This window comes from Flavobacterium sp. C3NV, assembly GCF_046825355.2.
GTDB lineage: Bacteria > Bacteroidota > Bacteroidia > Flavobacteriales > Flavobacteriaceae > Flavobacterium.
The window spans coordinates 478,208-498,738 of sequence record NZ_JBKQBJ020000001.1; the positions used below are offsets into that span (position 1 = coordinate 478,208).

General features: G+C 33.2%; 22 protein-coding genes. 13 read left to right on the top strand and 9 right to left on the bottom strand.

Annotation, left to right across the window (positions count from 1 at the left end; all coding sequences use genetic code 11):
• Nucleotides 1–315: 315 nt before the first annotated feature.
• Nucleotides 316–2,586, bottom strand: a complete 2,271-nt coding sequence (locus ACIDC4_RS01910; protein ID WP_412044733.1) for a M1 family metallopeptidase — start codon at nucleotides 2,584–2,586, stop codon at nucleotides 316–318.
• A gap of 186 nt (nucleotides 2,587–2,772) precedes the next feature.
• On the opposite strand from ACIDC4_RS01910, the gene ACIDC4_RS01915 reads away from it, so the two are divergent.
• From ACIDC4_RS01915 to ACIDC4_RS01925, 3 genes are all read left to right on the top strand, one after another.
• Nucleotides 2,773–3,624, top strand: a complete 852-nt coding sequence (locus ACIDC4_RS01915; protein ID WP_412044734.1) for an aldose 1-epimerase family protein — start codon at nucleotides 2,773–2,775, stop codon at nucleotides 3,622–3,624.
• Nucleotides 3,625–3,634: 10 nt separating this feature from the next.
• Nucleotides 3,635–4,186: a GNAT family N-acetyltransferase gene (locus ACIDC4_RS01920; RefSeq protein ID WP_412044735.1), complete on the top strand. Its 552-nt coding sequence runs from the start codon at nucleotides 3,635–3,637 to the stop codon at nucleotides 4,184–4,186.
• A 120-nt stretch (nucleotides 4,187–4,306) separates the two neighbouring features.
• Nucleotides 4,307–4,861 carry a DUF3575 domain-containing protein gene (locus tag ACIDC4_RS01925; RefSeq protein WP_412044736.1) on the top strand — a complete coding sequence of 185 codons (555 nt, stop codon included), beginning with the start codon at nucleotides 4,307–4,309 and terminating at the stop codon, nucleotides 4,859–4,861.
• On the opposite strand, the gene ACIDC4_RS01930 is transcribed toward ACIDC4_RS01925, so the two are convergent.
• Entirely contained in the window at nucleotides 4,862–5,092 is a 231-nt protein-coding gene (locus ACIDC4_RS01930; RefSeq protein WP_230037382.1) for a VF530 family protein, read from the bottom strand.
• A 70-nt stretch (nucleotides 5,093–5,162) separates the two neighbouring features.
• Here ACIDC4_RS01930 and smpB point away from each other — a divergent pair, with 70 nt between their 5' ends.
• The 3 genes from smpB (at nucleotide 5,163) to ACIDC4_RS01945 (ending at nucleotide 7,434) form a co-directional block, all read left to right on the top strand.
• Entirely contained in the window at nucleotides 5,163–5,618 is a 456-nt protein-coding gene (smpB, locus tag ACIDC4_RS01935) for an SsrA-binding protein SmpB (RefSeq protein WP_412044737.1), read from the top strand.
• A 78-nt stretch (nucleotides 5,619–5,696) separates the two neighbouring features.
• Nucleotides 5,697–6,347 carry a lipoprotein gene (locus tag ACIDC4_RS01940; protein ID WP_412044738.1) on the top strand — a complete coding sequence of 217 codons (651 nt, stop codon included), beginning with the start codon at nucleotides 5,697–5,699 and terminating at the stop codon, nucleotides 6,345–6,347.
• 88 nt (nucleotides 6,348–6,435) lie between these two features.
• Nucleotides 6,436–7,434: a helix-turn-helix domain-containing protein gene (locus ACIDC4_RS01945; protein ID WP_412044739.1), complete on the top strand. Its 999-nt coding sequence runs from the start codon at nucleotides 6,436–6,438 to the stop codon at nucleotides 7,432–7,434.
• Between the two features lie 27 nt (nucleotides 7,435–7,461).
• Here the strand turns inward: ACIDC4_RS01945 and ACIDC4_RS01950 are convergent, their stop codons facing one another.
• Nucleotides 7,462–8,103, bottom strand: coding sequence for a protein-L-isoaspartate(D-aspartate) O-methyltransferase (locus tag ACIDC4_RS01950; RefSeq protein WP_041518722.1), 642 nt, complete (start codon nucleotides 8,101–8,103; stop codon nucleotides 7,462–7,464).
• Nucleotides 8,104–8,246: 143 nt separating this feature from the next.
• On the opposite strand from ACIDC4_RS01950, the gene ACIDC4_RS01955 reads away from it, so the two are divergent.
• The 7 genes from ACIDC4_RS01955 (at nucleotide 8,247) to ACIDC4_RS01985 (ending at nucleotide 15,079) form a co-directional block, all read left to right on the top strand.
• Nucleotides 8,247–9,212, top strand: coding sequence for a Gfo/Idh/MocA family protein (locus ACIDC4_RS01955; RefSeq protein ID WP_412044740.1), 966 nt, complete (start codon nucleotides 8,247–8,249; stop codon nucleotides 9,210–9,212).
• Nucleotides 9,213–9,301: 89 nt separating this feature from the next.
• Nucleotides 9,302–10,189, top strand: coding sequence for a 3-hydroxyacyl-CoA dehydrogenase family protein (locus ACIDC4_RS01960; RefSeq protein ID WP_412044741.1), 888 nt, complete (start codon nucleotides 9,302–9,304; stop codon nucleotides 10,187–10,189).
• Between the two features lie 12 nt (nucleotides 10,190–10,201).
• A complete protein-coding gene (locus tag ACIDC4_RS01965; RefSeq protein WP_412044742.1) occupies nucleotides 10,202–10,861 on the top strand; it encodes a YggS family pyridoxal phosphate-dependent enzyme in 660 nt (219 codons plus the stop codon).
• 88 nt (nucleotides 10,862–10,949) lie between these two features.
• A complete protein-coding gene (locus ACIDC4_RS01970) occupies nucleotides 10,950–12,311 on the top strand; it encodes an exonuclease domain-containing protein (RefSeq protein WP_412044743.1) in 1,362 nt (453 codons plus the stop codon).
• A 29-nt stretch (nucleotides 12,312–12,340) separates the two neighbouring features.
• A complete protein-coding gene (locus ACIDC4_RS01975) occupies nucleotides 12,341–13,183 on the top strand; it encodes an ion transporter (protein ID WP_412044744.1) in 843 nt (280 codons plus the stop codon).
• Nucleotides 13,184–13,335: 152 nt separating this feature from the next.
• Nucleotides 13,336–14,256, top strand: coding sequence for a tRNA (adenosine(37)-N6)-dimethylallyltransferase MiaA (miaA, locus tag ACIDC4_RS01980; protein WP_412044745.1), 921 nt, complete (start codon nucleotides 13,336–13,338; stop codon nucleotides 14,254–14,256).
• Nucleotides 14,257–14,335: 79 nt separating this feature from the next.
• Nucleotides 14,336–15,079 carry an acyl-[acyl-carrier-protein] thioesterase gene (locus ACIDC4_RS01985; RefSeq protein ID WP_412044746.1) on the top strand — a complete coding sequence of 248 codons (744 nt, stop codon included), beginning with the start codon at nucleotides 14,336–14,338 and terminating at the stop codon, nucleotides 15,077–15,079.
• Nucleotides 15,080–15,199: 120 nt separating this feature from the next.
• On the opposite strand, the gene ACIDC4_RS01990 is transcribed toward ACIDC4_RS01985, so the two are convergent.
• The 6 genes from ACIDC4_RS01990 to ACIDC4_RS02015 form a co-directional block, all read right to left on the bottom strand.
• On the bottom strand, nucleotides 15,200–15,727 hold the full coding sequence (locus tag ACIDC4_RS01990) for a hypothetical protein (protein ID WP_412044747.1): 528 nt from the start codon (nucleotides 15,725–15,727) through the stop codon (nucleotides 15,200–15,202).
• Complete coding sequence (prfH, locus tag ACIDC4_RS01995) at nucleotides 15,714–16,403, bottom strand: peptide chain release factor H (protein ID WP_412044748.1); 690 nt, start codon at nucleotides 16,401–16,403, stop codon at nucleotides 15,714–15,716. The genes ACIDC4_RS01990 and prfH overlap by 14 nt, the downstream gene beginning before the upstream one ends.
• Nucleotides 16,391–16,996, bottom strand: coding sequence for a hypothetical protein (locus ACIDC4_RS02000; RefSeq protein ID WP_412044749.1), 606 nt, complete (start codon nucleotides 16,994–16,996; stop codon nucleotides 16,391–16,393). The genes prfH and ACIDC4_RS02000 overlap by 13 nt, the downstream gene beginning before the upstream one ends.
• Nucleotides 16,997–17,009: 13 nt before the next feature.
• Nucleotides 17,010–18,401: an RtcB family protein gene (locus ACIDC4_RS02005; protein WP_412044750.1), complete on the bottom strand. Its 1,392-nt coding sequence runs from the start codon at nucleotides 18,399–18,401 to the stop codon at nucleotides 17,010–17,012.
• A 3-nt stretch (nucleotides 18,402–18,404) separates the two neighbouring features.
• A complete protein-coding gene (locus ACIDC4_RS02010) occupies nucleotides 18,405–19,151 on the bottom strand; it encodes a hypothetical protein (RefSeq protein WP_412044751.1) in 747 nt (248 codons plus the stop codon).
• Between the two features lie 661 nt (nucleotides 19,152–19,812).
• Nucleotides 19,813–20,529, bottom strand: coding sequence for a response regulator transcription factor (locus ACIDC4_RS02015; protein WP_072963937.1), 717 nt, complete (start codon nucleotides 20,527–20,529; stop codon nucleotides 19,813–19,815).
• Nucleotides 20,530–20,531 lie beyond the last annotated feature (2 nt).

Consider the following 20,531-nt stretch of genomic DNA (forward strand, 5'->3'; position numbering starts at 1 on the left):
ATACTATAGAGATAGTATCCGTACTTCGGGAGAAGTTACAGGTGTGTTTGTCCGTGACAAAGAAGTTATATGTAAACTTATTTTATTCATCGGTGCAAAAGTACACTATTTTTTTATTTCCAAAACAAAAAATTAAAATTCTAACATTTTTTTAATGTTATGTTGTTTTTTTTTAAAGACACTAAGATTCTGAGTTGCTAAGGTGCTGAGTTTTTTTTTACAATCCAAAAATTGAAACTTGAAACCTGAAACAAAACAAAAAACCCAATAGTTAGTAATAACTATCGGGTTTTAAAAACTTTATATTTTATGATCTTACTTTTTTGTAAACGGAATTATTTCTCCGTTACCTAAAATAATCATATCGAAACCTGTTTTGGCTTCATTAAATTTAAATTTTAATCCGGCACTTGTAGATTGAAATGTATCTTTTTCGTTTTCTACAGGAGCGACAGTAAACTTAGGAAAGTTTGTAATTTCAACATTTAATGTGCTGTTCTTCTCAGTAAAATCAATTTTCAAAGGCGCTCTGGTAGTTGAATAGGTTCCTAAATAACCATCTAAAATTACATCCTTCTCTACTTTACCGTTTCCCGACGTCCACACATTATTAGATTCATTATTATCAGGAAAAACATGATCAGGATCAAGGGTAATACTTTCGATTTCTTCTGTAGAGTTATGCTTGAAACTCCAAACAGTGTTACGCTGCCAGATCTCTACAGGCAATTTAACTCTTGTCACTTTCCCGCTTTTTGTTTTTACATCTAAAATAACAGGCATTGGCATTTTATCAAAATTCTCTACTGTAATAACTACTCCTTTTGAAGGATCATTTTTTACATATTTAATCGAATTAATTCCCTGATCGAAACGCCAGTTGTTTACGAACCAGCTTCTCCAGAACCAGCTTAAATCTTCACCAGCTACATTTTCCATAGATCTGAAAAAGTCATCCGGTTGAGGATGTTTGTAAGCCCAACGCTCGATATATGTACGGAAAGCAGTATCAAAACGCTCTTTTCCTAATATTTGTTCTCTCAATATTACCAATCCTGAGCTTGGTTTAAAGTAGCATAACATCCCAATATTAGCTTCTTTCATATTATCAGGCGAACTCATGATCGTTTCTAAAGCAGGTCTGGTAAATGATTCTGCTGATTTATGCAAATCTGTAGGTTCTTCTACATATTCTCCTTTATTAAAATCGGCAGTACTTAGCGAATTAATAAAAGTATTAAAACCTTCATCCATCCAGCCAAATAATCTTTCGTTTGAACCTACAATCATAGGAAACCAGATATGACCAAATTCATGATCTGTAACTCCCCATAAATCCTGACCTTTTGATTCCCAGCTGCAAAAAACAATTCCAGGATATTCCATTCCGCCCTCATTTCCTGCCACATTTGTCGCTGCCGGATAAGGATATTCAAACCATGTTTTAGAGTAATGTTCTATCGCTGCTTTTACATATTCTGTAGAACGTCCGTAAGCTCCTTGTCCAGCACTTTCTACCGGATAAGCAGATAAAGCCAATGATTTTTTACCACTTGGCAAATTGATTTTTGCTCCGTCTAAAACAAAAGCAGGAGATGATGCCCAAGAGAAATCACGAGCATTTTTAATTTGATAATGCCATGTTTTTTCACCCGTAGCATTTGCTGTTGCTGTTGCAGCAACTTCTTCGGCAGAACGAATTGTAACTGTTTTATCACTTTGACCAGCTTCTTTATAACGTTTAAATACTTCTGCCGACAATACTTCTGCCCCATTTATCAATTCTCCTGAACCTACAACATAATGATTGGCAGGTACCGTAAGTTTTACATCAAAATTACCATATTCTAAGTAAAACTCAGAAGCTCCTAAATACGGATGTGTGTTCCAGCCTCTTACATCATCGTACACACACATACGCGGATACCATTGAGCAATGGTAAAAATTTTACCATTTTTAGTTTCTAGAACTCCCATTCTGTCTGACCCTTCAAAAGGAGCTGTGAATGCAAATTCGATTTTAACTTTTACAGTACCTCCTTTTGATGCTAATTCTTCTGGAAGAAATATTTGCATTCTGGTGTCTGTAACTACATATTTTGCTTCAATATCCGTTTTTTTCTTTCCAACAGAAATTACTCTAACCGACTTGATTTTATTTCCTCCTTCAAAAACCTGACCCTGAGCTCCGTTACGACTTCCTGTTAAAGGCACAACCGCATTTCCTCTTGAATCTTCTTTGAATAAATTTTGATCTAAATTCAACCATAAAAAACCTAATTTATCAGGACTATTATTGGTATAAGTAATTTCATCTGTACCAATAATTTCATTTGTAGTGGCATTTAGTTTTGCCGTAATCTGATAATCGGCTCTGTTTTGCCAGTACTCGACTCCCGGCTGACCACTTGCAGAACGAGTTGAAGTCCCGTTTTTAGTATAAAAATGCGGTGCAAATGCATCATGATAACTATAATTATTAACTGGAGTTACTGCTGTTGTTGCAGGCTTTTGTTGTGCCCAAACAGAAGAAATCCCAACAAACAAAGCCATGGTTAATAAGGCTCTTGAAGATTGTATTTTCATATTTTTTAGCTGTTTATGTAGCAAATTAATGAAAAAAAAAGCTATTTACAGAGAAAACACGAAGCTTAAATTGAATTTTAGCAAAATTTTATTAAAAAAATAATTTGAGGCATTTTCCTGAAAAACTAAAATTTATAAAATATATTTACATCACTATAAAATTCATTCATTTCAATACTATATACTTTGAATACAACTATTTCAAATTCAACATTAAGCGTATCCATAAAACATGCCGGAGCCGAATTATTTTCGATAAAAAACAATGACAATAAAGAGTATATCTGGGAAGGCAATCCTGATTTTTGGGGAAAGCACTCTCCTATTCTTTTCCCAATTGTGGGAACTTTAAAAAATAATACTTATACCATTGACGGAAAAGAATATCAATTACCAAGACACGGTTTTGCGCGTGATATGGAGTTTCAACTTATTCATAAAACAGAAAACAGTGCAACTTTTTCGTTAGCATCGACAACAGAAACACTTAAGAAATATCCTTTCAAATTTGAATTGCAGCTTATTTACACAATCAAAGATGCTTCGTTAGACATAGAATATAAGGTAATTAATAAAAGTGATAAAAAAATGCCTTTCTCTATTGGAGCGCATCCTGCAATAGCGCTACCTGAAAATTTCGAAAACTATGCTTTTGAATTTGAAAAAGAAGAGACTTTAAAATATTATCTTTTAGAGAATGATTTAATTTCTAATAAAACTAAAGTTCTGGAAACTACTCGTAATATCATTCCTTTAAATTATAGTTTATTCGAAAACGATGCTTTGATTTTTAAAACATTAGAATCAAAATCATTAACGATTCTTGAAAACTCAAAACCGTATTTAAAAGTTGATTTTGAAGATTTTCCAAGTTTAGGACTTTGGACCAAAGAACAAGCTCCTTTTATTTGTATTGAACCTTGGTTAGGTTATTCGGATACTGCCGAAAATTCAGGAGATTTATTCGAAAAAGAAGGAATTTTGGTTTTGGATGCGAATAAAACTTTCCATTCAAAATTTAGTATTACAATATTATAATTCAAGAAAAATGTTAGAATTTAATTTCAATCCATTTCCTGTTATAGAAACAGAACGTTTGCTTTTAAGAAGAATAACAAACGATGATGTAAATGAAGTTTTCGAATTACGTTCGAATCCCGAAACCATGAAATATATTCCGCGTCCATTGGTAAAAAACAATGAAGATGCTTTGGAACATATTGCTATGATCGAAGAAAAAATCGAAACAAATGTGGGAATCAATTGGGGAATTACATTAAAAGGTAGTTCAAAATTGCTGGGGATTATAGGCTATTACAGAATGCAGCCCCAAAATTATCGCGCTGAAATTGGATATATTTTACTTCCTGAATTTCATGGAAAAGGAATTATTCCTGAAGCTGTAAATAGATTAATTACTTATGGATTTGAGGATCTAAAATTACACTCAATAGAAGCTGTAATTGATCCTGAGAATTATGCATCTGAAAAAGTCTTACAAAAATGTGGTTTTGTTAAAGAAGCGCATTTAAAAGAAAGCGAATTTTATGAAGGACGTTTTCTCGATAGTGTAATATACTCATTACTAGAACCTAAATAATTCAGCTTAATTATTTAAAAAAATATTCCTGTTAAATTATAATAGTCATTAATGGTTTGCGTTATATTTGCACGCAAAATAAGCAATAAAGGCTTGTTATAATACCACAAAACCCATTTTATGAAAAAAATCTTAACCCTAATTGTTCTTTTCTTTTCGATTCAGTCTCAAAGTCAAACTTTTATTAAATTCAATGCTGCGACTGCTATAGTTGCAATACCTAATGTGGGTATCGAGACCAGTATAGGAGAAAAAATGACTTTTAGTGTTGATGTAATGGCTTCATTCTGGGAATCTTTTAATGGGCATAGTCCAATGAAATTTTACACATTAACTCCTGAAGTTCGTTACCATTTTAAAGAAAAGTATAACGGATTTTATGTAGGTGCTCATGCTGGTCCGGATGTTTACGAACTACAAAAATGGAATTACTGGGATACTAATAAGTACGAACATGGGTTTGGCTACCGCTTAGGTATTACTGTAGGATATAATCTTAAACTAAGCGATAAATTTGTGTTGGATATTTTTGCTGGAGGTGGATGGCACCAAGGATTCTATCACGGATATTACAACGATGGAACTCCGGGAAGATACGAAAAAGCTCCAAACTGGAATAAAAGCGGCGAATGGTTACCATACCGCGGTGGTGTTATGATCTCTTATAAATTGTAATTACTTTGCAAATTTAGGCAGAGATTTTACATATAAATCTTCTACTTTCTTTCTGGCCCAGTCGGTTTTTCTTAAAAAAGTCAAACTAGATTTTACACTTGGATTTGAAGTAAAACATTTTATCGGAATTATTTCTGCCAAAGTATCAAAACCATAATGATCTACTAAAGCTTCTACTATTTTTTGAAGAGTGATTCCGTGTAACGGATCTTTTGATTGTTGTTTTTCCATGATGCAAATTTATATCATTTATGCAAAAACAATTGCTGTTTCATTTATTTGTTACTAAATTTGTCATCCTATGTTAAAAACAGTCAATATACTTAATAAAAGAGCTCGATTTGATTATGAGATAATCGATACCTATACTGCTGGAATTGTTTTATCTGGAACTGAAATTAAATCGATACGATTAGGAAAAGCAAATATCACCGAAAGTTTTTGTGAATTTAGTAATCTGGAGCTTTTTGCGATCAATACTTATATCGAAGAATACACATTCGGAAATCAGTTTAACCATAAAGCAAGAAGCGAAAGAAAATTGCTTTTGAACAAAAAAGAATTAAAAAGTCTTTATAAAAGCGTTCAGGCAAAGGGTCTTACCATTGTTCCTTTAAAATTATTTACCAACGAAAAGGGACTTGCAAAATTGCAAATTGGTCTTTGTAAAGGAAAGAAAAACTACGATAAACGCGAATCGCTAAAAGAACAAGATACCAAACGCGACTTAGACCGAATAAAAAAAGCTTATAATTAAAATATATTTTTAATTGCAAGAAGGGTTTGCTTTTATTTTATACGTATTTTTACTACAATCATTATAAAAAATTGTAATATGAAAAAATACTTATTTTTAATAATCGCTGTTCTTGCTCTTTCAGGTTGTGGTAGCAATACTTCTATTGTAAATAGCTGGAGAGATCCAAAAATAACAGTCGCACAGGAAAATTTCAAAAAAGTTCTGGTTGTAGCTTTACTAAAAGACGAAGCTTCGCGAAGAGTTACTGAAAACAGAATTGCTGCCAGTAATGAAATTTTCAAAACTTCTTATCAGTACTTAAACGAAACAACTAAAAATCTTACTCAGGAGCAAAAATTAAAAATATTGCAAGATGAGAATTTTGATGGCGTTATTACATTGCGTTTAGTAAGCAAAGAAAAAGAAACAACTTATGTTCCCGGAACTTACACAGGTATGTACTACGGCGGCTTCGACGGCATGTATACCGGTATGTATGGTTACGGTTTTGCAAACTGGTACGGAATGTACTCTCCTAACTTTTATGACCCGGGATACTATCAGGAAACTACATCTTATATGGTAGAAACGAATGTTTTTTCATTAAAAGAAAATAAATTAATCTGGACAGGAACGACAAAATCAGATTATGTTACTGATTTAGGTCAAACGGTTGATGCTATTATGCAGACTGTAGTTCAGGAAATGAGAAAAGACGGATCTCTTCCTCCAAAAAGTAAAATATAATTTTAGAAAAGCAATATTTAATATTGCTTTTTTTATTACTAATAAAATGACTAATTCTGTCAAGACAATTTAAAACATTTTTACAAATATGAAAACACTTCTTAAAAATGCAAGAGAACTAAAAGGATTAAAGACCAGAGAAGTGGCGCAAATCCTGGGTATTGATCAGGCATTAATAAGTAAATTTGAAAGCGGAACCAGAAGACCAACTAAAAATCAAATATCAAAACTATCTCAACTATTAGAAATTGATCATGAAACTATAATGATTGCCTGGCTCAAGGAAAAAATTCTATATGAAATTGGAGAGGAAGAATTTGCTTTAAAGGCATTATTACTCGCTGAGCAAGAAATTCAAAATAAGAAAAAATTCATCAATTCAGCTGTTTTATCAAGTCTACAAATTATTTTGGACGAAATTGAAATTTTGAAAAAACAAATAAAATCTTTTCAGCACTTTGACTTACGTCGAATTTCTAAAATATTGGAATTAGAATTTATTTCTGAAAGCAATCGCTTAAACAGAAACTCATTAACTTTTCAGGAAACAAAATCTGTAATCAATGAAGGACTTACAATTGCAGGAAAAAGTATGCATGAACATCTTGAAGCTGTTAATCTTCATGAAACTATAGCTTACATTCAAGACTTAAATCAAAAAAAAGCAGCAATAAACGAAAAAGAATTTCTAACAATTCACAATTTAGTTTTTAGAGGAATTCAAGCTGAAAACTCAGGAAAATATAAAAACAATTCATTAATCCCTCGTGAAATGAATTTATTTTTTAATTGGTATGAAACAAATAAAAACAACTTGCACCCCATACTTTTAGCTTCTGAAGTACATTTAAAAATTATAGCTATTAGTCCTTTTGAAAAGGGAAATATGCAAATAGCAAATTTATTAATGAATTGGATATTACTTCAACACGATTATGTTTTTGCAACAATCCAAGAAAGCAAAGACCATTATTTATCAATTTTAGAAGAATGTCAAAACAAAAATGATAAATCACTTTTTATTAATTTTATACTTCAAATTGAAAAAACCAATTTACTTCGGGCAATAGAATTGGTTTCTAAATAAAAAAGCCCAACTCAATGGGCTTTTTCTTTAATTTTTATCTTCTAATAAAGGAACAAATCGAAACTCTCCAAACTCATGTTTTTCGAATTGGGTTTCATTCTTTCGAATCAATAAAGTCATAATCTGAACGTCTTCTCCTAGCGGAATTACAAGCCTTCCTCCTATTTTTAATTGTGCCATTAAAGGCTGAGGAATAAACGGAGCACCCGCCGTAACAATAATACTATCAAACGGTGCGTAACTTGGTAAGCCTTTGTAACCATCACCAAAAGATAAATGTTTGGGGCGAATGTTTAATTTTGGAAATAAATTTGAAGTTGTTTTAAACAATTCATTTTGTCTTTCTACACTAAAAACTTTGGCTCCTAGCATACATAAAACAGCAGTTTGATAACCTGAACCGGTACCAATTTCAAGAATTTTATGCTCTTTTTTAACTTCCAATAATTGCGATTGAAACGCAACGGTGTACGGCTGCGAAATAGTTTGCCCGGCTCCTATAGGAAAAGCCTTATCCTGATAAGCGTAATCTTCAAAACTTGAATTCAAAAAAAGGTGTCTTGGGATTTTTTTTATCGCATCCAAAACTGCTCTATCGGTAATTCCTTTTTGTTCTAAAGTGCTTACTAATTGATTACGAAGTCCTTGATGTTTGGCAGTGTCTTTCAAAATAGGTAGGTTTAATTTTTGCAAAAATAAGAAAGTAAATAGGAAATCAAATATTGATTTTTAATTATTAAATCGCTAAATCTTTATTGCATTCACTTTTACTTTCAACAAATAAATTATATTTTTGTTTAAAATACATTCTCATGTTAAAAGTAGGAGTTTTAGGTGCTGGTCATCTTGGTAAAATACATTTACGCTTATTACAACAATCTGACAAATACGAATTAGTTGGATTTTACGATGAAAATCAAGAAAATGCCGAACGAATATCAAAAGAATTTGGCTATAAAAACTTCAGTACTATTGCAAAATTAATCCACGCTGTGGATGTCATTGATATTGTAACCCCAACACTTTCTCATTATAAATGTGCTAAGGTAGCCATTAAATCAGGAAAACACATCTTTATAGAAAAACCAATTGCCAATACCGTTGCAGAAGCCGAAGAAATTATCGCTTTAGCCAAAGAATACAACGTAAAAGGTCAGGTGGGTCATGTTGAGCGCTTTAATCCAGCGTTTATTGCTACAAAAAACATGATCGAAAATCCAATGTTTATAGAAACGCACCGTTTGGCAGAATTTAATCCGCGTGGTACAGATGTTCCTGTAGTTCTGGATTTAATGATTCACGATATTGATGCGATCTTAAGCGTAGTAAACTCAAAAGTAAAAGACATTCATGCAAGTGGCGTTTCGGTTATTAGTGATACTCCGGATATTGCCAATGCCAGAATTGAGTTCGAAAACGGATGTGTAGCAAACTTAACAGCAAGCAGAATTTCTTTGAAAAATATGCGTAAAACACGTTTCTTTCAGAAAGATGCTTATATTTCTGTAGACTTTCTGGAGAAAAAATGCGAAGTAGTCCGTATGAAAGATGCACCGGAAATTCCAGGAGATTTTGATATGATTCTGCAAAATGCCGAAGGCGTAAAAAAACAAATCTATTTTACTAATCCTGATGTCGAGCAAAACAATGCCATTCTTGACGAATTAGAATCGTTTGCAAACGCCATAAAAACAAATACTACTCCGGTTGTAACACTTGAACAAGCAACTGATGCTTTGAGAGTAGCGTATCAAATAATTGATTGTTTCAATAAATAATTGAAAGTTTAAAAAATAAAATTAGCCACGAATTCACGAACCATTTGGTGAATTCGTGGCTAAATCATAAATATAATATCTAAGATAAAATGAAAACTATAGCTGTAATTGGTGCAGGAACAATGGGTAACGGAATTGCTCATACATTTGCACAAAGTGGTTTTACTGTAAAACTAATTGACGTTTCTGAGAAATCATTAGACAAAGGAATGGCAACTATTGCCGCAAACTTAGATCGAATGTTGTCTAAAGGAACCATAACTCAGGAAGATGTTGCTAAAACTATCACTAATATTATTACGTATACTGATATTAAGGATGGTGTTGTTGGCGTTGATTTAGTAGTCGAAGCTGCTACAGAAAATGTAGAATTAAAACTAAACATCTTCAAACAATTAAACGAAGCTTGTTCTCATAATACTATTTTAGCAACCAATACTTCTTCGATTTCAATAACACAAATTGGAGCCGTAGTTGCACATCCTGAACGCGTTATCGGAATGCATTTTATGAATCCGGTGCCAATTATGAAATTAGTCGAAATCATTCGCGGTTACAATACCAGCGATGAAGTCACTAAAATCATCATGGATTTATCTGAAAAATTAGGAAAAACGCCTGTCGAAGTAAACGATTATCCGGGTTTTGTGGCAAACAGAATCCTGATGCCTATGCTAAACGAGGCAATCGAAACGTTATACAATAAAGTTGCCGGTGTTTACGAAATTGATACCGTAATGAAATTAGGAATGGGACACCCAATGGGACCACTTCAATTAGCTGATTTTATTGGTCTTGACGTTTGCCTTGCGATATTAAACGTTATGTACGAAGGTTTCAAAAATCCTAAATACGCTCCTTGCCCACTATTAGTTAATATGGTTAGAGCCGGAAAATTAGGAGTAAAATCCGGCGAAGGTTTTTACGATTACAGTGAAAGTAAAAAAGCAGAGAAAATCTCTAAGCAATTTTTGTAAAAAACAAACACAATGTCGATACAATCGAATTTAAATACAATCAAAGCAAGTTTACCTGAACATGTAACATTAGTTGCTGTTTCAAAGACCAAACCTGTTCCTGATTTAATGGAAGCTTACGAAGCCGGTCAGCGCATTTTTGGAGAAAACAAAATCCAGGAAATGGCCGATAAGTACGAAGAAATGCCAAAAGACATTCAATGGCACATGATTGGTCATGTTCAGTCTAATAAAGTTAAATTTATGGCACCATTTGTGAGTTTGGTTCACGGTGTTGATAGTTTAAAATTATTACAGGAAATCAACAAACACGCTTTAAAAAACAATAGAACTATCGATTGTTTGCTTCAAATATACATTGCCGAAGAAGAATCCAAATTTGGTTTAGACGAAAACGAATTAAACGAATTATTATCTTCATCAGAATTCAAAGAGATGAAAAATATTCGTATCTTAGGATTAATGGGAATGGCAACATTTACAGAAGACCAAAACCAGATTAAAAAAGAATTTACACATTTAAAATCGATTTTTGATTCCATAAAATCATTGAAATCTGAAAACTGCAATCTGAATACCATTTCAATGGGAATGTCTGGAGATTATAAACTAGCCATAGAATGCGGAAGCACAATGGTTAGAATTGGAAGCAGCATTTTTGGAGGTCGTTGATTTTTCAAAAACCACAGATCCATAAGACGCACTGCGGTGCACACCTACAAGCAAACTGAATACTAAAAACTGAGACTGAATACTGAATTTGTACGCAATACTAGACATAGAAACCACTGGAGGCCAGTTTAACGAAGAAGGAATTACTGAAATCGCCATTTATAAATTTGATGGCCACGAAGTAGTCGACCAGTTCATTAGCCTTGTTAATCCCGAAATTCCGATTCAGCCTTTTGTGGTGAAATTAACCGGGATCAATAATGCTATGTTGCGTTCTGCTCCTAAGTTTTTTGAAGTTGCCAAAAGAATCATCGAAATTACTTCAGATTGTATTATTGTTGCTCACAACGCCTCTTTCGATTATAGAATCCTTCGTACCGAATTCAGACGTTTAGGCTATGATTTCGAAGCCAGAACACTTTGTACGGTTGAATTGGCTAAAAAATTAATCCCCGAACAACCTTCTTATAGTTTAGGAAAACTCGTTCGCGCACTTGGAATTCCAATGGCCGACAGACATCGCGCCAGCGGAGACGCCATGGCAACCACCAAGTTATTTAAAATGCTTCTTGAAAAAGATGTAGAAAAAACAATCGTAAAAGACTTTATAAAACTAGAAGTAGAAAAAGGTATAGCACCAAAATTTTTCGATCTTTTATCTCAAATGCCAACTAAAACAGGTGTTTATTATATTTATAACGAAGGAGGAACCCTAATTTATATTGGCAAAAGCCAAAATATCAAAAAAAGAGTCAATCAGCATTTTACAGGAATAACAACCAAAAGCAAAAAAATTCAAACCGAAGTTTTCACTATTACTTATGATGAAACCGGAAGCGAATTAATAGCATTATTAAAAGAAAGTCAGGAAATCAAAATAAACCGACCGAGATACAATCGTTCCGGACGAAAAACGATTTTTCAATATGCCTTGTATCCTGAAAAAGATGCTAATAGCTACATCAATCTTAAACTTGAAAAAGCCGATGGTCGCAAAAAAGAAATTACATCCTTTGCTACTTTGCAAGAAGGCAAAAATGCACTTTTCAAATTCACTGCAAAATACCATTTATGCCAAAAGCTCACAGGATTGTATCAAAGTAAAAAAGAGTGTTTTCAATATAAAATAAAAGAATGCGACGGCGCTTGTATTGGAGAAATCACTCCCGAAATATACAATGCAAGAGTACAACAATTCATCTCAGAAAATAGCTTCGACAATAAAAGTATGATCCTGATTGACAGAGGCCGAAATGTAAACGAAAGAAGCGCAATATTAATCGAAAACGGAATTTATCAGGGATATGCTTTCTACGATTTAAACTATCAGATTACAAATATCGAAATTCTAAAAAATATCCTTATTCCAATGGATCACAATCGCGATGTAAAAAATATTATCCAGAATTACATGCGTAAAAGCAAATCGCTTAAAATTTTAGATTTTTAACAAATAAAAACTTTCATTATCTTCGCGATATGAGAAAAGTAAAATCAAAATACGAAATCTTCAGAGAACGAATTAAAATCATTCTATATGGCACCAATACCATTTTAGGACGAATGTTTGATCTGGTTCTTTTAGGATTGATTTTATTGAGTGTGCTCTTAATCATGCTCGATACTGTTCAGGGTATCAGTTCAAAATATCACGATCAGTTATTAATTTGCGAATGGGTTATCACTATTTTTTTTACCATCGAATACATTCTGAGAATTATTTCTATTCAAAAACCTATAAAATACATTTTTAGCTTTTACGGAGTAATAGATTTACTTGCCGTCTTGCCTATGTATTTGTCGATATTTTTTCCGGGTGCGAGTATTTTATCGATTGTAAGAGCCTTGCGTTTCTTAAGATTATTTAAAATATTACACATTCCGCAAATCTCGCATCAATCCTTTCAATTAAAAGAAGCAATAGATGCCAGCAAAGAGAAAATTCTAGTTTTCATCTATTTTGTACTTATCAGTACCATAATTATCGGATCGGTGATGTACCTGATTGAAGGTAAAGAATCTGGATTTACCAGTATTCCGATGAGTATATACTGGACTATAGTTACTTTAACAACAGTGGGCTATGGAGACATTTCACCGCAAACCCCTCTAGGCCAATTTGTTGCATCGCTGGTAATGATTTTAGGTTACGGCATTATAGCGGTACCAACCGGAATCGTGACGGCTGAGTTTGCAAAAAGCAGTCTTAAAAACATGAATAGCGTTAGTGGAAAAAAAACATGCACAAAATGCAACGCACAAACACATTTTGATAACGCACAATACTGTTACGAATGCGGAACCGAATTACCTAATACTTAATTTAAGGAGCTATTCCAGCTGTACATTACAACTCCTCCTTATCTTTGTTGTTTTTTTAAGGCATAAAAGGAGCTTCTAAAGTCGCTCTTTTATCCCAAAAAAAACTAACAAATATAAGTCCGGGGTTTTCACTCCCATCTGGGCTAAAAAATATGAAACACTTAATTACCATTGTCGGACCTACCGCTATAGGCAAAACAGCCCTGAGTATTGCTCTGGCCCAACATTTCAAATGCGAGATAATATCTTGCGACAGCCGTCAGTTTTTTAAAGAAATGACCATTGGTACCGCAGTTCCAAATCAGGAAGAATTACAAGCAGCAACACATCATTTCATTCAAAATAAATCGATTTTCGAAAATTACACCGTTGGCAATTACGAAAAAGAAGCACTTTTAAAAATAGAGGAATTATTTCAAAACAATGATTTTGTCATTCTTATTGGCGGTTCAGGATTATACGTTGACGCAATCTTAAAAGGTTTTGACGAATTTCCTGAAATTAATCCCGAAGTACGCTCTGAAGTAAATTCAAAATACGAAAATCTCGGAATCGAATATCTGCAAGAACAATTAAAAAACCTGGATCCGGATTATTATCAAAAAATCACAATAGAAAACCCGCAAACACTTCAAAACCCACAACGAATGATGCGTTTTGTAGAAGTCTGTATCGGAACTCAAAAACCATATTCTTCTTTTTTAAATCAAAAGAAAAACAACAGGGACTTCACTCCTATTTTAATAGGTTTAGATGCCGAAAGACCAATCATTTACGATCGAATCAATCAGCGTGTCGATATTATGATGAATGAAGGTTTACTTGAAGAGGCAAAAAAATTGTACCCTAACAAAGCGTTAAATGCACTTCAAACCGTCGGATATAGAGAATTATTTAGTTATTTTGACGGAGATTTCTCACTAGCTTTAGCTATCGAAGAAATCAAGAAAAATACCCGTCGTTTCTCGAAAAGACAACTTACATGGTTCAAACGAAATGAAACCACAAAATGGTTTGATTACGCGACAGATAAAAAAGAAATTATAGATTATATAGAAAATCTTCTAAAGTAAAGCAAATCTATTTTCTATATTCTATTTTCTATTCTCTAAATCAATCTAAAATCTAATATCAAAAATCTAAAATAAAAAAATGCCAATATCACCTAATTTCACATCAGTTTATAGTAAAGACTGGGAAATCAATTTTACACAATGCACCCCGGCTGGTTTTTTAAAATATACAGATTTATGTAATATTCTACAATTAACCGCAGGATCTCACGCCGAAGTTGGAGGCATCAGTTTTCAGGACATGCAGGAATTTCACCAGGCATGGGTTTTAAGCCGAATGCGTGTAGAAGTGCATGCATTGCCTCAATGGCAGGATGTTGTAACTGTAAAAACATGGATAAACAGCCTCGAAAATTCACGCTCTGTTCGTGCGCTCGAAATGTATGTAAATGGAAAGAAAATTGTAGGTTGCGAAACGTACTGGGCTGTTTTTAATACCCAATCACGTCGTCCGGAATCTTTGGCAATTCCGTATGAACATTTCGAATTATTCCCTGAAAAAAGAGCTACAGATGAAGGTTTTTCTAAAATAAACATCAACCATGAAAAAGAAGCTGTCTTTGAAAAAACAGTTTATTTATCTGATTTAGATATTGTAAATCACGTTAATAACGTAAAATATCTGGAATGGTGCCTTGATCACGTTGAGCCAAAAAGAATTTTGAAACAAGAAGTAAAAAACTTTGAAATGAATTTCATGAAAGAACTGTCATTAAAAGATCAAGTCGTAATTCACGAAAGCGAAGATGGCCAAAGTACAGCAAGATTTAGCATTACAAAAGGAGAAAAAACTTGTTTTGCTTTAGAACTGCATTGGAAATAATTTTCGGCCCACAGATTTAAACAGATTGAACGGTTTTACACCGATTTATTTACTTTTAATTCGTGACAAAAAAAACAAAAAACGATGCAATTTTGCATCGTTTTTTGTTTCATATCAAAATCACTTTGATTTCTTTTTCAAATCTTTTTTAGATTTCTTTTTATTTTTCAGCAAATCAATTTTGCTTTTTATTCTTTTTTCAACTTCCATAATATCAGATTCAAAAGCAAATTGCAGCGTATAAAGTTTTGCGTTTTTAATGGCTGTCAACGCGTCTTTAAATCGAAGTTGCGCTTCAAACAGAATCGCTTTCTTTACATAGATTTCAGATTTGTTTATCCCTTTTATAGTCAAAGCAAAATCAATGAGTTTTTGTGCTTCTTCATAGTCTTCATTCAATATTAAAGTCTGAATGTAATACGGATACACTTCAAGAGCATGAATGTTTATAGCCAAAGCTTCTTGAAAATAAGATTTTGCCTCTTCATAATTCCATAATTGCTCCACCTGAATTCTTCCATACAAACACAAAACCATCGTATTTTTTGCATCATAAGAAAAAGCATAATCTAAGGATTCTATTGTTTCTTCAAGCGAATACGGATAATTATCCAAAGCCTGAAATAGGTATTTATCAATTGCTTTCATTTCGTAAATCTGTTTTTAATTGCTGACGAGTTCCTTTGTAGCTTTTTTCGACTTTATTCTTTTTAAAGTCCGATCCGCTAAAAACCCTTACCGGATTCCCACGCTGAATATTCAACTGGTTTTCCCATTGTTTCCCAACATGATTTTTAAGCTGCTGCAAAGTTTCGTCTTCTAGTTTTTTTAATAATCTTTCTGTGGCCAGTTTCTTGTTTTGGTGCTGCGAGCGGCTGTCCATCGACACAACTGCAATCCCTGTTGGAATATGAGTTGCCCGAATAGCCGAACTTACCTTATTAACGTGTTGTCCGCCTGCACCGGAACTACGCATCGCCTGATATTGTATATCATTTTCTGAAATCGAAGCATTCTTTTGTGCTTCAATCTCAAAAATGCCAATAAACCAGTTTTTACGTTTGTGCATTTTACGAAACTGACTCTGTCCAATCCACTGAATCGTTCCTATCCAGGAATTCGCAAATTTCTCGGCATTGTTTCCTTTTACGGCAATTGTTGCTGTTTCAACCGTTCCGTTTTCCTGCCCAACTTCTCTTTGTAATAAAGTGGCTTCTAATCCCTGCTCTTGCGCTTCGTCTAAAACTTTTTTAAGCACTTGGGCAACCACCCAAGTGCATTCTGCAGGTCCGCGACCCGCTGTTATCTGAATTATTTTTTCCATTTTTCTAATATTTTAAGAAGCTTTTCTCTATTCTTTGCTTCTTTTACAAACTTTGGAAGCCTTGAAATCATAGTTCCGTTAGTACTTCCATTATTGTTTCTTTCTCTTAAATCTGCTTTAATATATCTTTCCAGATAATTTATGTGCTCCAGATTATAAGCCCAAAAAATTGATCTACTAAATTCTTTCTGATACCATAATTCGGCATTAAAACTAAATTCCCTAGCCGCTGTATTATCTGTATTCAAAACAAAAGGAACCTCTGTAATGGCAGGTTTAAACTCTTTAATTTCATTGCAGATTGGGCATTTTAACTTGATTTTATTTGGTTTTTCATTTAGCAATTGTGATTTGAATTGTATCTTATCTTCATTATTACAACAATAAGTATCCACAGTAGCACTATATTTCACTGTTCCTTCTTTTATTGAATAGTAACAATTTTTACATTCTAAAACTCGACTATCGCTATAATATCTTTCCGATTTAAAAATTCTTTTCACAACTGCTTGCGAGCCACATTGAGGACATTTTACATTAATAATATCCCCAAAACTTCCTAACCATTTATTTTCATCTTGAAATCTTTCCATGATCTTTACTTTTTTATCGGTCCATTCTAACAATTTTTGGAGTGAAAGTTCCCAGAACTTCAACCAAATCAGTTTGATTTCCCATTACTTTTGTAATGTCTTTGTATGCCATTGGCGCTTCATCAATATTTCCGCCAATTAAGGTTACATCATTGGCTTTCAAAACCTTTTTGATTTCACTTTGGGTAAAAGTAGCTTTGCATTTCGCTCTTGAAAATAAACGTCCTGCTCCATGCGAAGCCGAGTTTAAACTCTCTGCATTTCCTCTGCCTTTCACAATATAACCAGGCGCCGTCATCGAACCGGGAATAATACCCAATTGCCCTTCAGCCGCTGGAGTTGCACCTTTTCTGTGCACAATACATTCTTGTCCGTTTACCATTTCTTTCCACGCAAAGTTGTGATGATTTTCGATTGTTACCACTACTCTTTTTCCTATCGCTTTGGCAATTCTTCTATGAATATCATCGTGACACGCTTTTGCGTATTCTCCGGCTAAATTCATCGCTAGCCAATATTCCTGTCCATCGTGCGTGTTTAGATCTAACCACGCTAAATGCTGAACGTTTTTAGGCAAAGGACATTGCTTAGTAGCCAAATAAGTATAATGTTTGGCGATGTTTGCTCCCAAACCTCGAGAACCACTATGCGATAAAACAGCAAAATACTCTCCTACGCCTAGTTTCCAATCATTCTCCGGATTGTCAATTTTCGCCACACCAAATTCTACAAAGTGATTTCCTCCGCCAGAACTTCCTAATTGCTTGTAAGCTTTAGGTAAAAGATTCTTCAATAAAGGAATATCCTGAAATTCACTTTTGTAAAAAACTTCATGATCTGCTTTTACAGCATGTGTTTCGTTCATTCCAAATTTGGTATTATCTTTTAAAATCGCCTGCAACTGATGCTCCTTTCCTTTGAAATGCGAAGCTGGTAAATCGAAAATCGATAAACTCATTCGGCAACCAATATCAACGCCAACTCCATACGGAATCACGGCATTATCTGTGGCTAAAACACCGCCAATTGGCAAACCATAACCTGAATGTGCATCTGGCATTAAGGCTCCTGCAACCGAAATTGGTAATTTTAATGAATCATATAACTGAAATTTAGCTTGTTCATCGATTTCATTTTCACCAAAAATGGTAAAAGGAACTCTTGTTGTTTTCAATTGGTGCATTCTTACCTGAACCGGGTTTATTAAACCTTCAGCCACTTTTCCCCAGGTTCCGTGTCCATTAAACTTTTCAGGATGAAGTAAAACCTCTTTGGCTTCTGTTAGAATAGATTCTTTTTTCTCTCTTTTTCTATATCTGTTTATTTGCCCTAAAGCAATATTTATTGAATTATTTTTTGGAAAGCCTAACTTGATAAGGTCTTTTCCGGATAATTTATTTCCCATGATTTATATCATTTCGTCTACATATTGTTGGTACAATACATGCAGACTTTTATTTTTAATTGGGCTTATCTCTCTTGGATTTTCATTTTGATAATATCTCCAACGGTAAGAAAAACCATTTACTAATTTGTTTATTTTATATCTTAAATTAAGATTAGTAATGTAATTGTCAAGAACCTGAATTTCACTTTCTAAATCTGCATCAACCATTTTGGTATGCGTTATCATATATGGTTTAATGCGAAATACATAACGCCATGGCTCATTAAAAACATAATGAATCTTATAGCGTTTACAATTAGGACACCATCGTTCCCTTTTATAAAAATGCATTTTCTCTTTCTCAGTCAATGATAATTTTGGGCTTCTCCATTCTGATTCAGAAAACTCTTTTACTGTTTGAAGCTTTTCGACATATACATGTTTTCTTTTCCTCTTTTTCTTTTTCTTAAAAGATTTTTCAGGAGAATGCTGCCATGTATTGATCTTTTCCAACAATGTCCTGTAAAAGGAAGCTTCATTAGATCTTACTATATCTTCTCTTAGTACAAAACTGCGTTCCCAACCTTTTTGATAAGGTGTTGCTAAAGGAACCAATGGCAAATTTTGTCGTTTTTTCCAGAGTTCTACTTCAAGCTTTCTGATTTGAATTAATTGTTTTTCAAAATCTTCTTTTACTAATCTTTTCTTTGTTCTTTTATTTTTAAAGCGAGAGCACAAAGCATACTCTTCTGCTGTATAATTTTCCATAAAAAATTATAGTGCATTAAATTAATAGCCAAAAGAGGCCATAACATTTTATCCGTGAGGATAAATAATAAAATCGATTATTCGGGAAAATTTGAAGTGTCTAGAATAAAAAAAGCCCGAAACTAAATGTCTTCGGGCTTTTATATATATCTAAAAAATGATTTTCTAAGATTGAAAAAGACCACGAAGAAGCGCTGCACCAAATCCGTTTGGTGTGAAGCTCTGAGATGATAATGTAAATACAGACATTTTTCTTCGTTATTAAAGGGTTATTACTTTTTTCGTGTGCAAATATTGTGAATTGTTTTTTGATTTTCCAAATTTATTTAAAGAAAATTCATGTAAAAAATAATTACTATATTTTTTGAATCGTAAAAAAACAAATTATCTATCTGAAAACTAAAGCCCTAGCCCTGATGGAAGCGGCATCCTTTTTCTTGCTTCTTTAGCAAGAAAAAGATATAGCGGACAGCAGGAAATAGCTCCTTGACATTAAAAATTACAATCTTTTAAATTCCAAATTCCAATTTTACGTGATGTTTCATTTCGAAGGAGGAAAAATGACAAGATTGAGTATAAGTGTAATTTTAAAAAAGTATAGCCACAAAAAAAGCCCTGATTACTCAGGGCTTTATGCTTTTGTTTTTGTGAATTTTGTTTTTTATTCTGCAACTTTGCTTTTAACAACTAGTCTGAAACCTTCACCGTGAATGTTAAGGATTTCAACATCTTCGTCTGCTTTTAGGTATTTTCTAAGTTTAGCGATGTAAACGTCCATACTTCTTGAAGTAAAGTAGTTGTCATCTCTCCAGATTTTTGTTAACGCTAATTCTCTTGGCATTAAGTCATTTTCATGAAGAATTAACATTTTAAGCAATTCGTTCTCTTTTGGAGATAATTTTATAGGTTCGTCGTTTTCGAACGTTAAAAATCTAAGTTTAGAATTCAGGTGGAATTTACCAATGTTAAACTCAAACTGAACTTGTTCTGCTTTTGTATCTGCAGATTTTCTTTGAATAATCGCTTTGATTTTCATTAATAAAACTTCTGAATCAAAAGGTTTATTCAAATAATCATCAGCACCAGCTTTGTATCCTTTTAGCACATCTTCTTTCATTGATTTTGCTGTTAAGAATATAATTGGCACTTCGCTGTTCTTTTCTCTAATTTCTTTGGCTAAAGTATAACCATCTTTATAAGGCATCATTACGTCAAGAATACATAAATCATATACATCTTTCTTGAATTTCTCGAAACCTTCCATACCGTTTTTAGCTAAAGTAACTTCAAAGTCATTTAACATTAGATAATCTTTAAGAACTGCCCCAAAATTAAGGTCATCTTCTACTAAAAGTATTCTTTTGTTATTATTTTCCATAT

Coding starts and splice junctions, on each gene's coding strand:
- ACIDC4_RS01990 (WP_412044747.1), bottom strand. CDS start 15,727: ATGAAAGCAATTGATAAATACCTATTTCAGGCTTTGGATAATTATCCG.
- ACIDC4_RS01910 (WP_412044733.1), bottom strand. CDS start 2,586: ATGAAAATACAATCTTCAAGAGCCTTATTAACCATGGCTTTGTTTGTT.
- ACIDC4_RS01985 (WP_412044746.1), top strand. CDS start 14,336: ATGCCAATATCACCTAATTTCACATCAGTTTATAGTAAAGACTGGGAA.
- miaA (WP_412044745.1), top strand. CDS start 13,336: ATGAAACACTTAATTACCATTGTCGGACCTACCGCTATAGGCAAAACA.
- ACIDC4_RS01955 (WP_412044740.1), top strand. CDS start 8,247: ATGTTAAAAGTAGGAGTTTTAGGTGCTGGTCATCTTGGTAAAATACAT.
- ACIDC4_RS01945 (WP_412044739.1), top strand. CDS start 6,436: ATGAAAACACTTCTTAAAAATGCAAGAGAACTAAAAGGATTAAAGACC.
- ACIDC4_RS01975 (WP_412044744.1), top strand. CDS start 12,341: ATGAGAAAAGTAAAATCAAAATACGAAATCTTCAGAGAACGAATTAAA.
- ACIDC4_RS01940 (WP_412044738.1), top strand. CDS start 5,697: ATGAAAAAATACTTATTTTTAATAATCGCTGTTCTTGCTCTTTCAGGT.
- ACIDC4_RS02000 (WP_412044749.1), bottom strand. CDS start 16,996: ATGGAAAGATTTCAAGATGAAAATAAATGGTTAGGAAGTTTTGGGGAT.
- prfH (WP_412044748.1), bottom strand. CDS start 16,403: ATGGAAAAAATAATTCAGATAACAGCGGGTCGCGGACCTGCAGAATGC.
- ACIDC4_RS02015 (WP_072963937.1), bottom strand. CDS start 20,529: ATGGAAAATAATAACAAAAGAATACTTTTAGTAGAAGATGACCTTAAT.
- ACIDC4_RS01965 (WP_412044742.1), top strand. CDS start 10,202: ATGTCGATACAATCGAATTTAAATACAATCAAAGCAAGTTTACCTGAA.
- ACIDC4_RS01920 (WP_412044735.1), top strand. CDS start 3,635: ATGTTAGAATTTAATTTCAATCCATTTCCTGTTATAGAAACAGAACGT.
- ACIDC4_RS02010 (WP_412044751.1), bottom strand. CDS start 19,151: ATGGAAAATTATACAGCAGAAGAGTATGCTTTGTGCTCTCGCTTTAAA.
- ACIDC4_RS01960 (WP_412044741.1), top strand. CDS start 9,302: ATGAAAACTATAGCTGTAATTGGTGCAGGAACAATGGGTAACGGAATT.
- ACIDC4_RS01930 (WP_230037382.1), bottom strand. CDS start 5,092: ATGGAAAAACAACAATCAAAAGATCCGTTACACGGAATCACTCTTCAA.
- ACIDC4_RS01925 (WP_412044736.1), top strand. CDS start 4,307: ATGAAAAAAATCTTAACCCTAATTGTTCTTTTCTTTTCGATTCAGTCT.
- ACIDC4_RS02005 (WP_412044750.1), bottom strand. CDS start 18,401: ATGGGAAATAAATTATCCGGAAAAGACCTTATCAAGTTAGGCTTTCCA.
- smpB (WP_412044737.1), top strand. CDS start 5,163: ATGTTAAAAACAGTCAATATACTTAATAAAAGAGCTCGATTTGATTAT.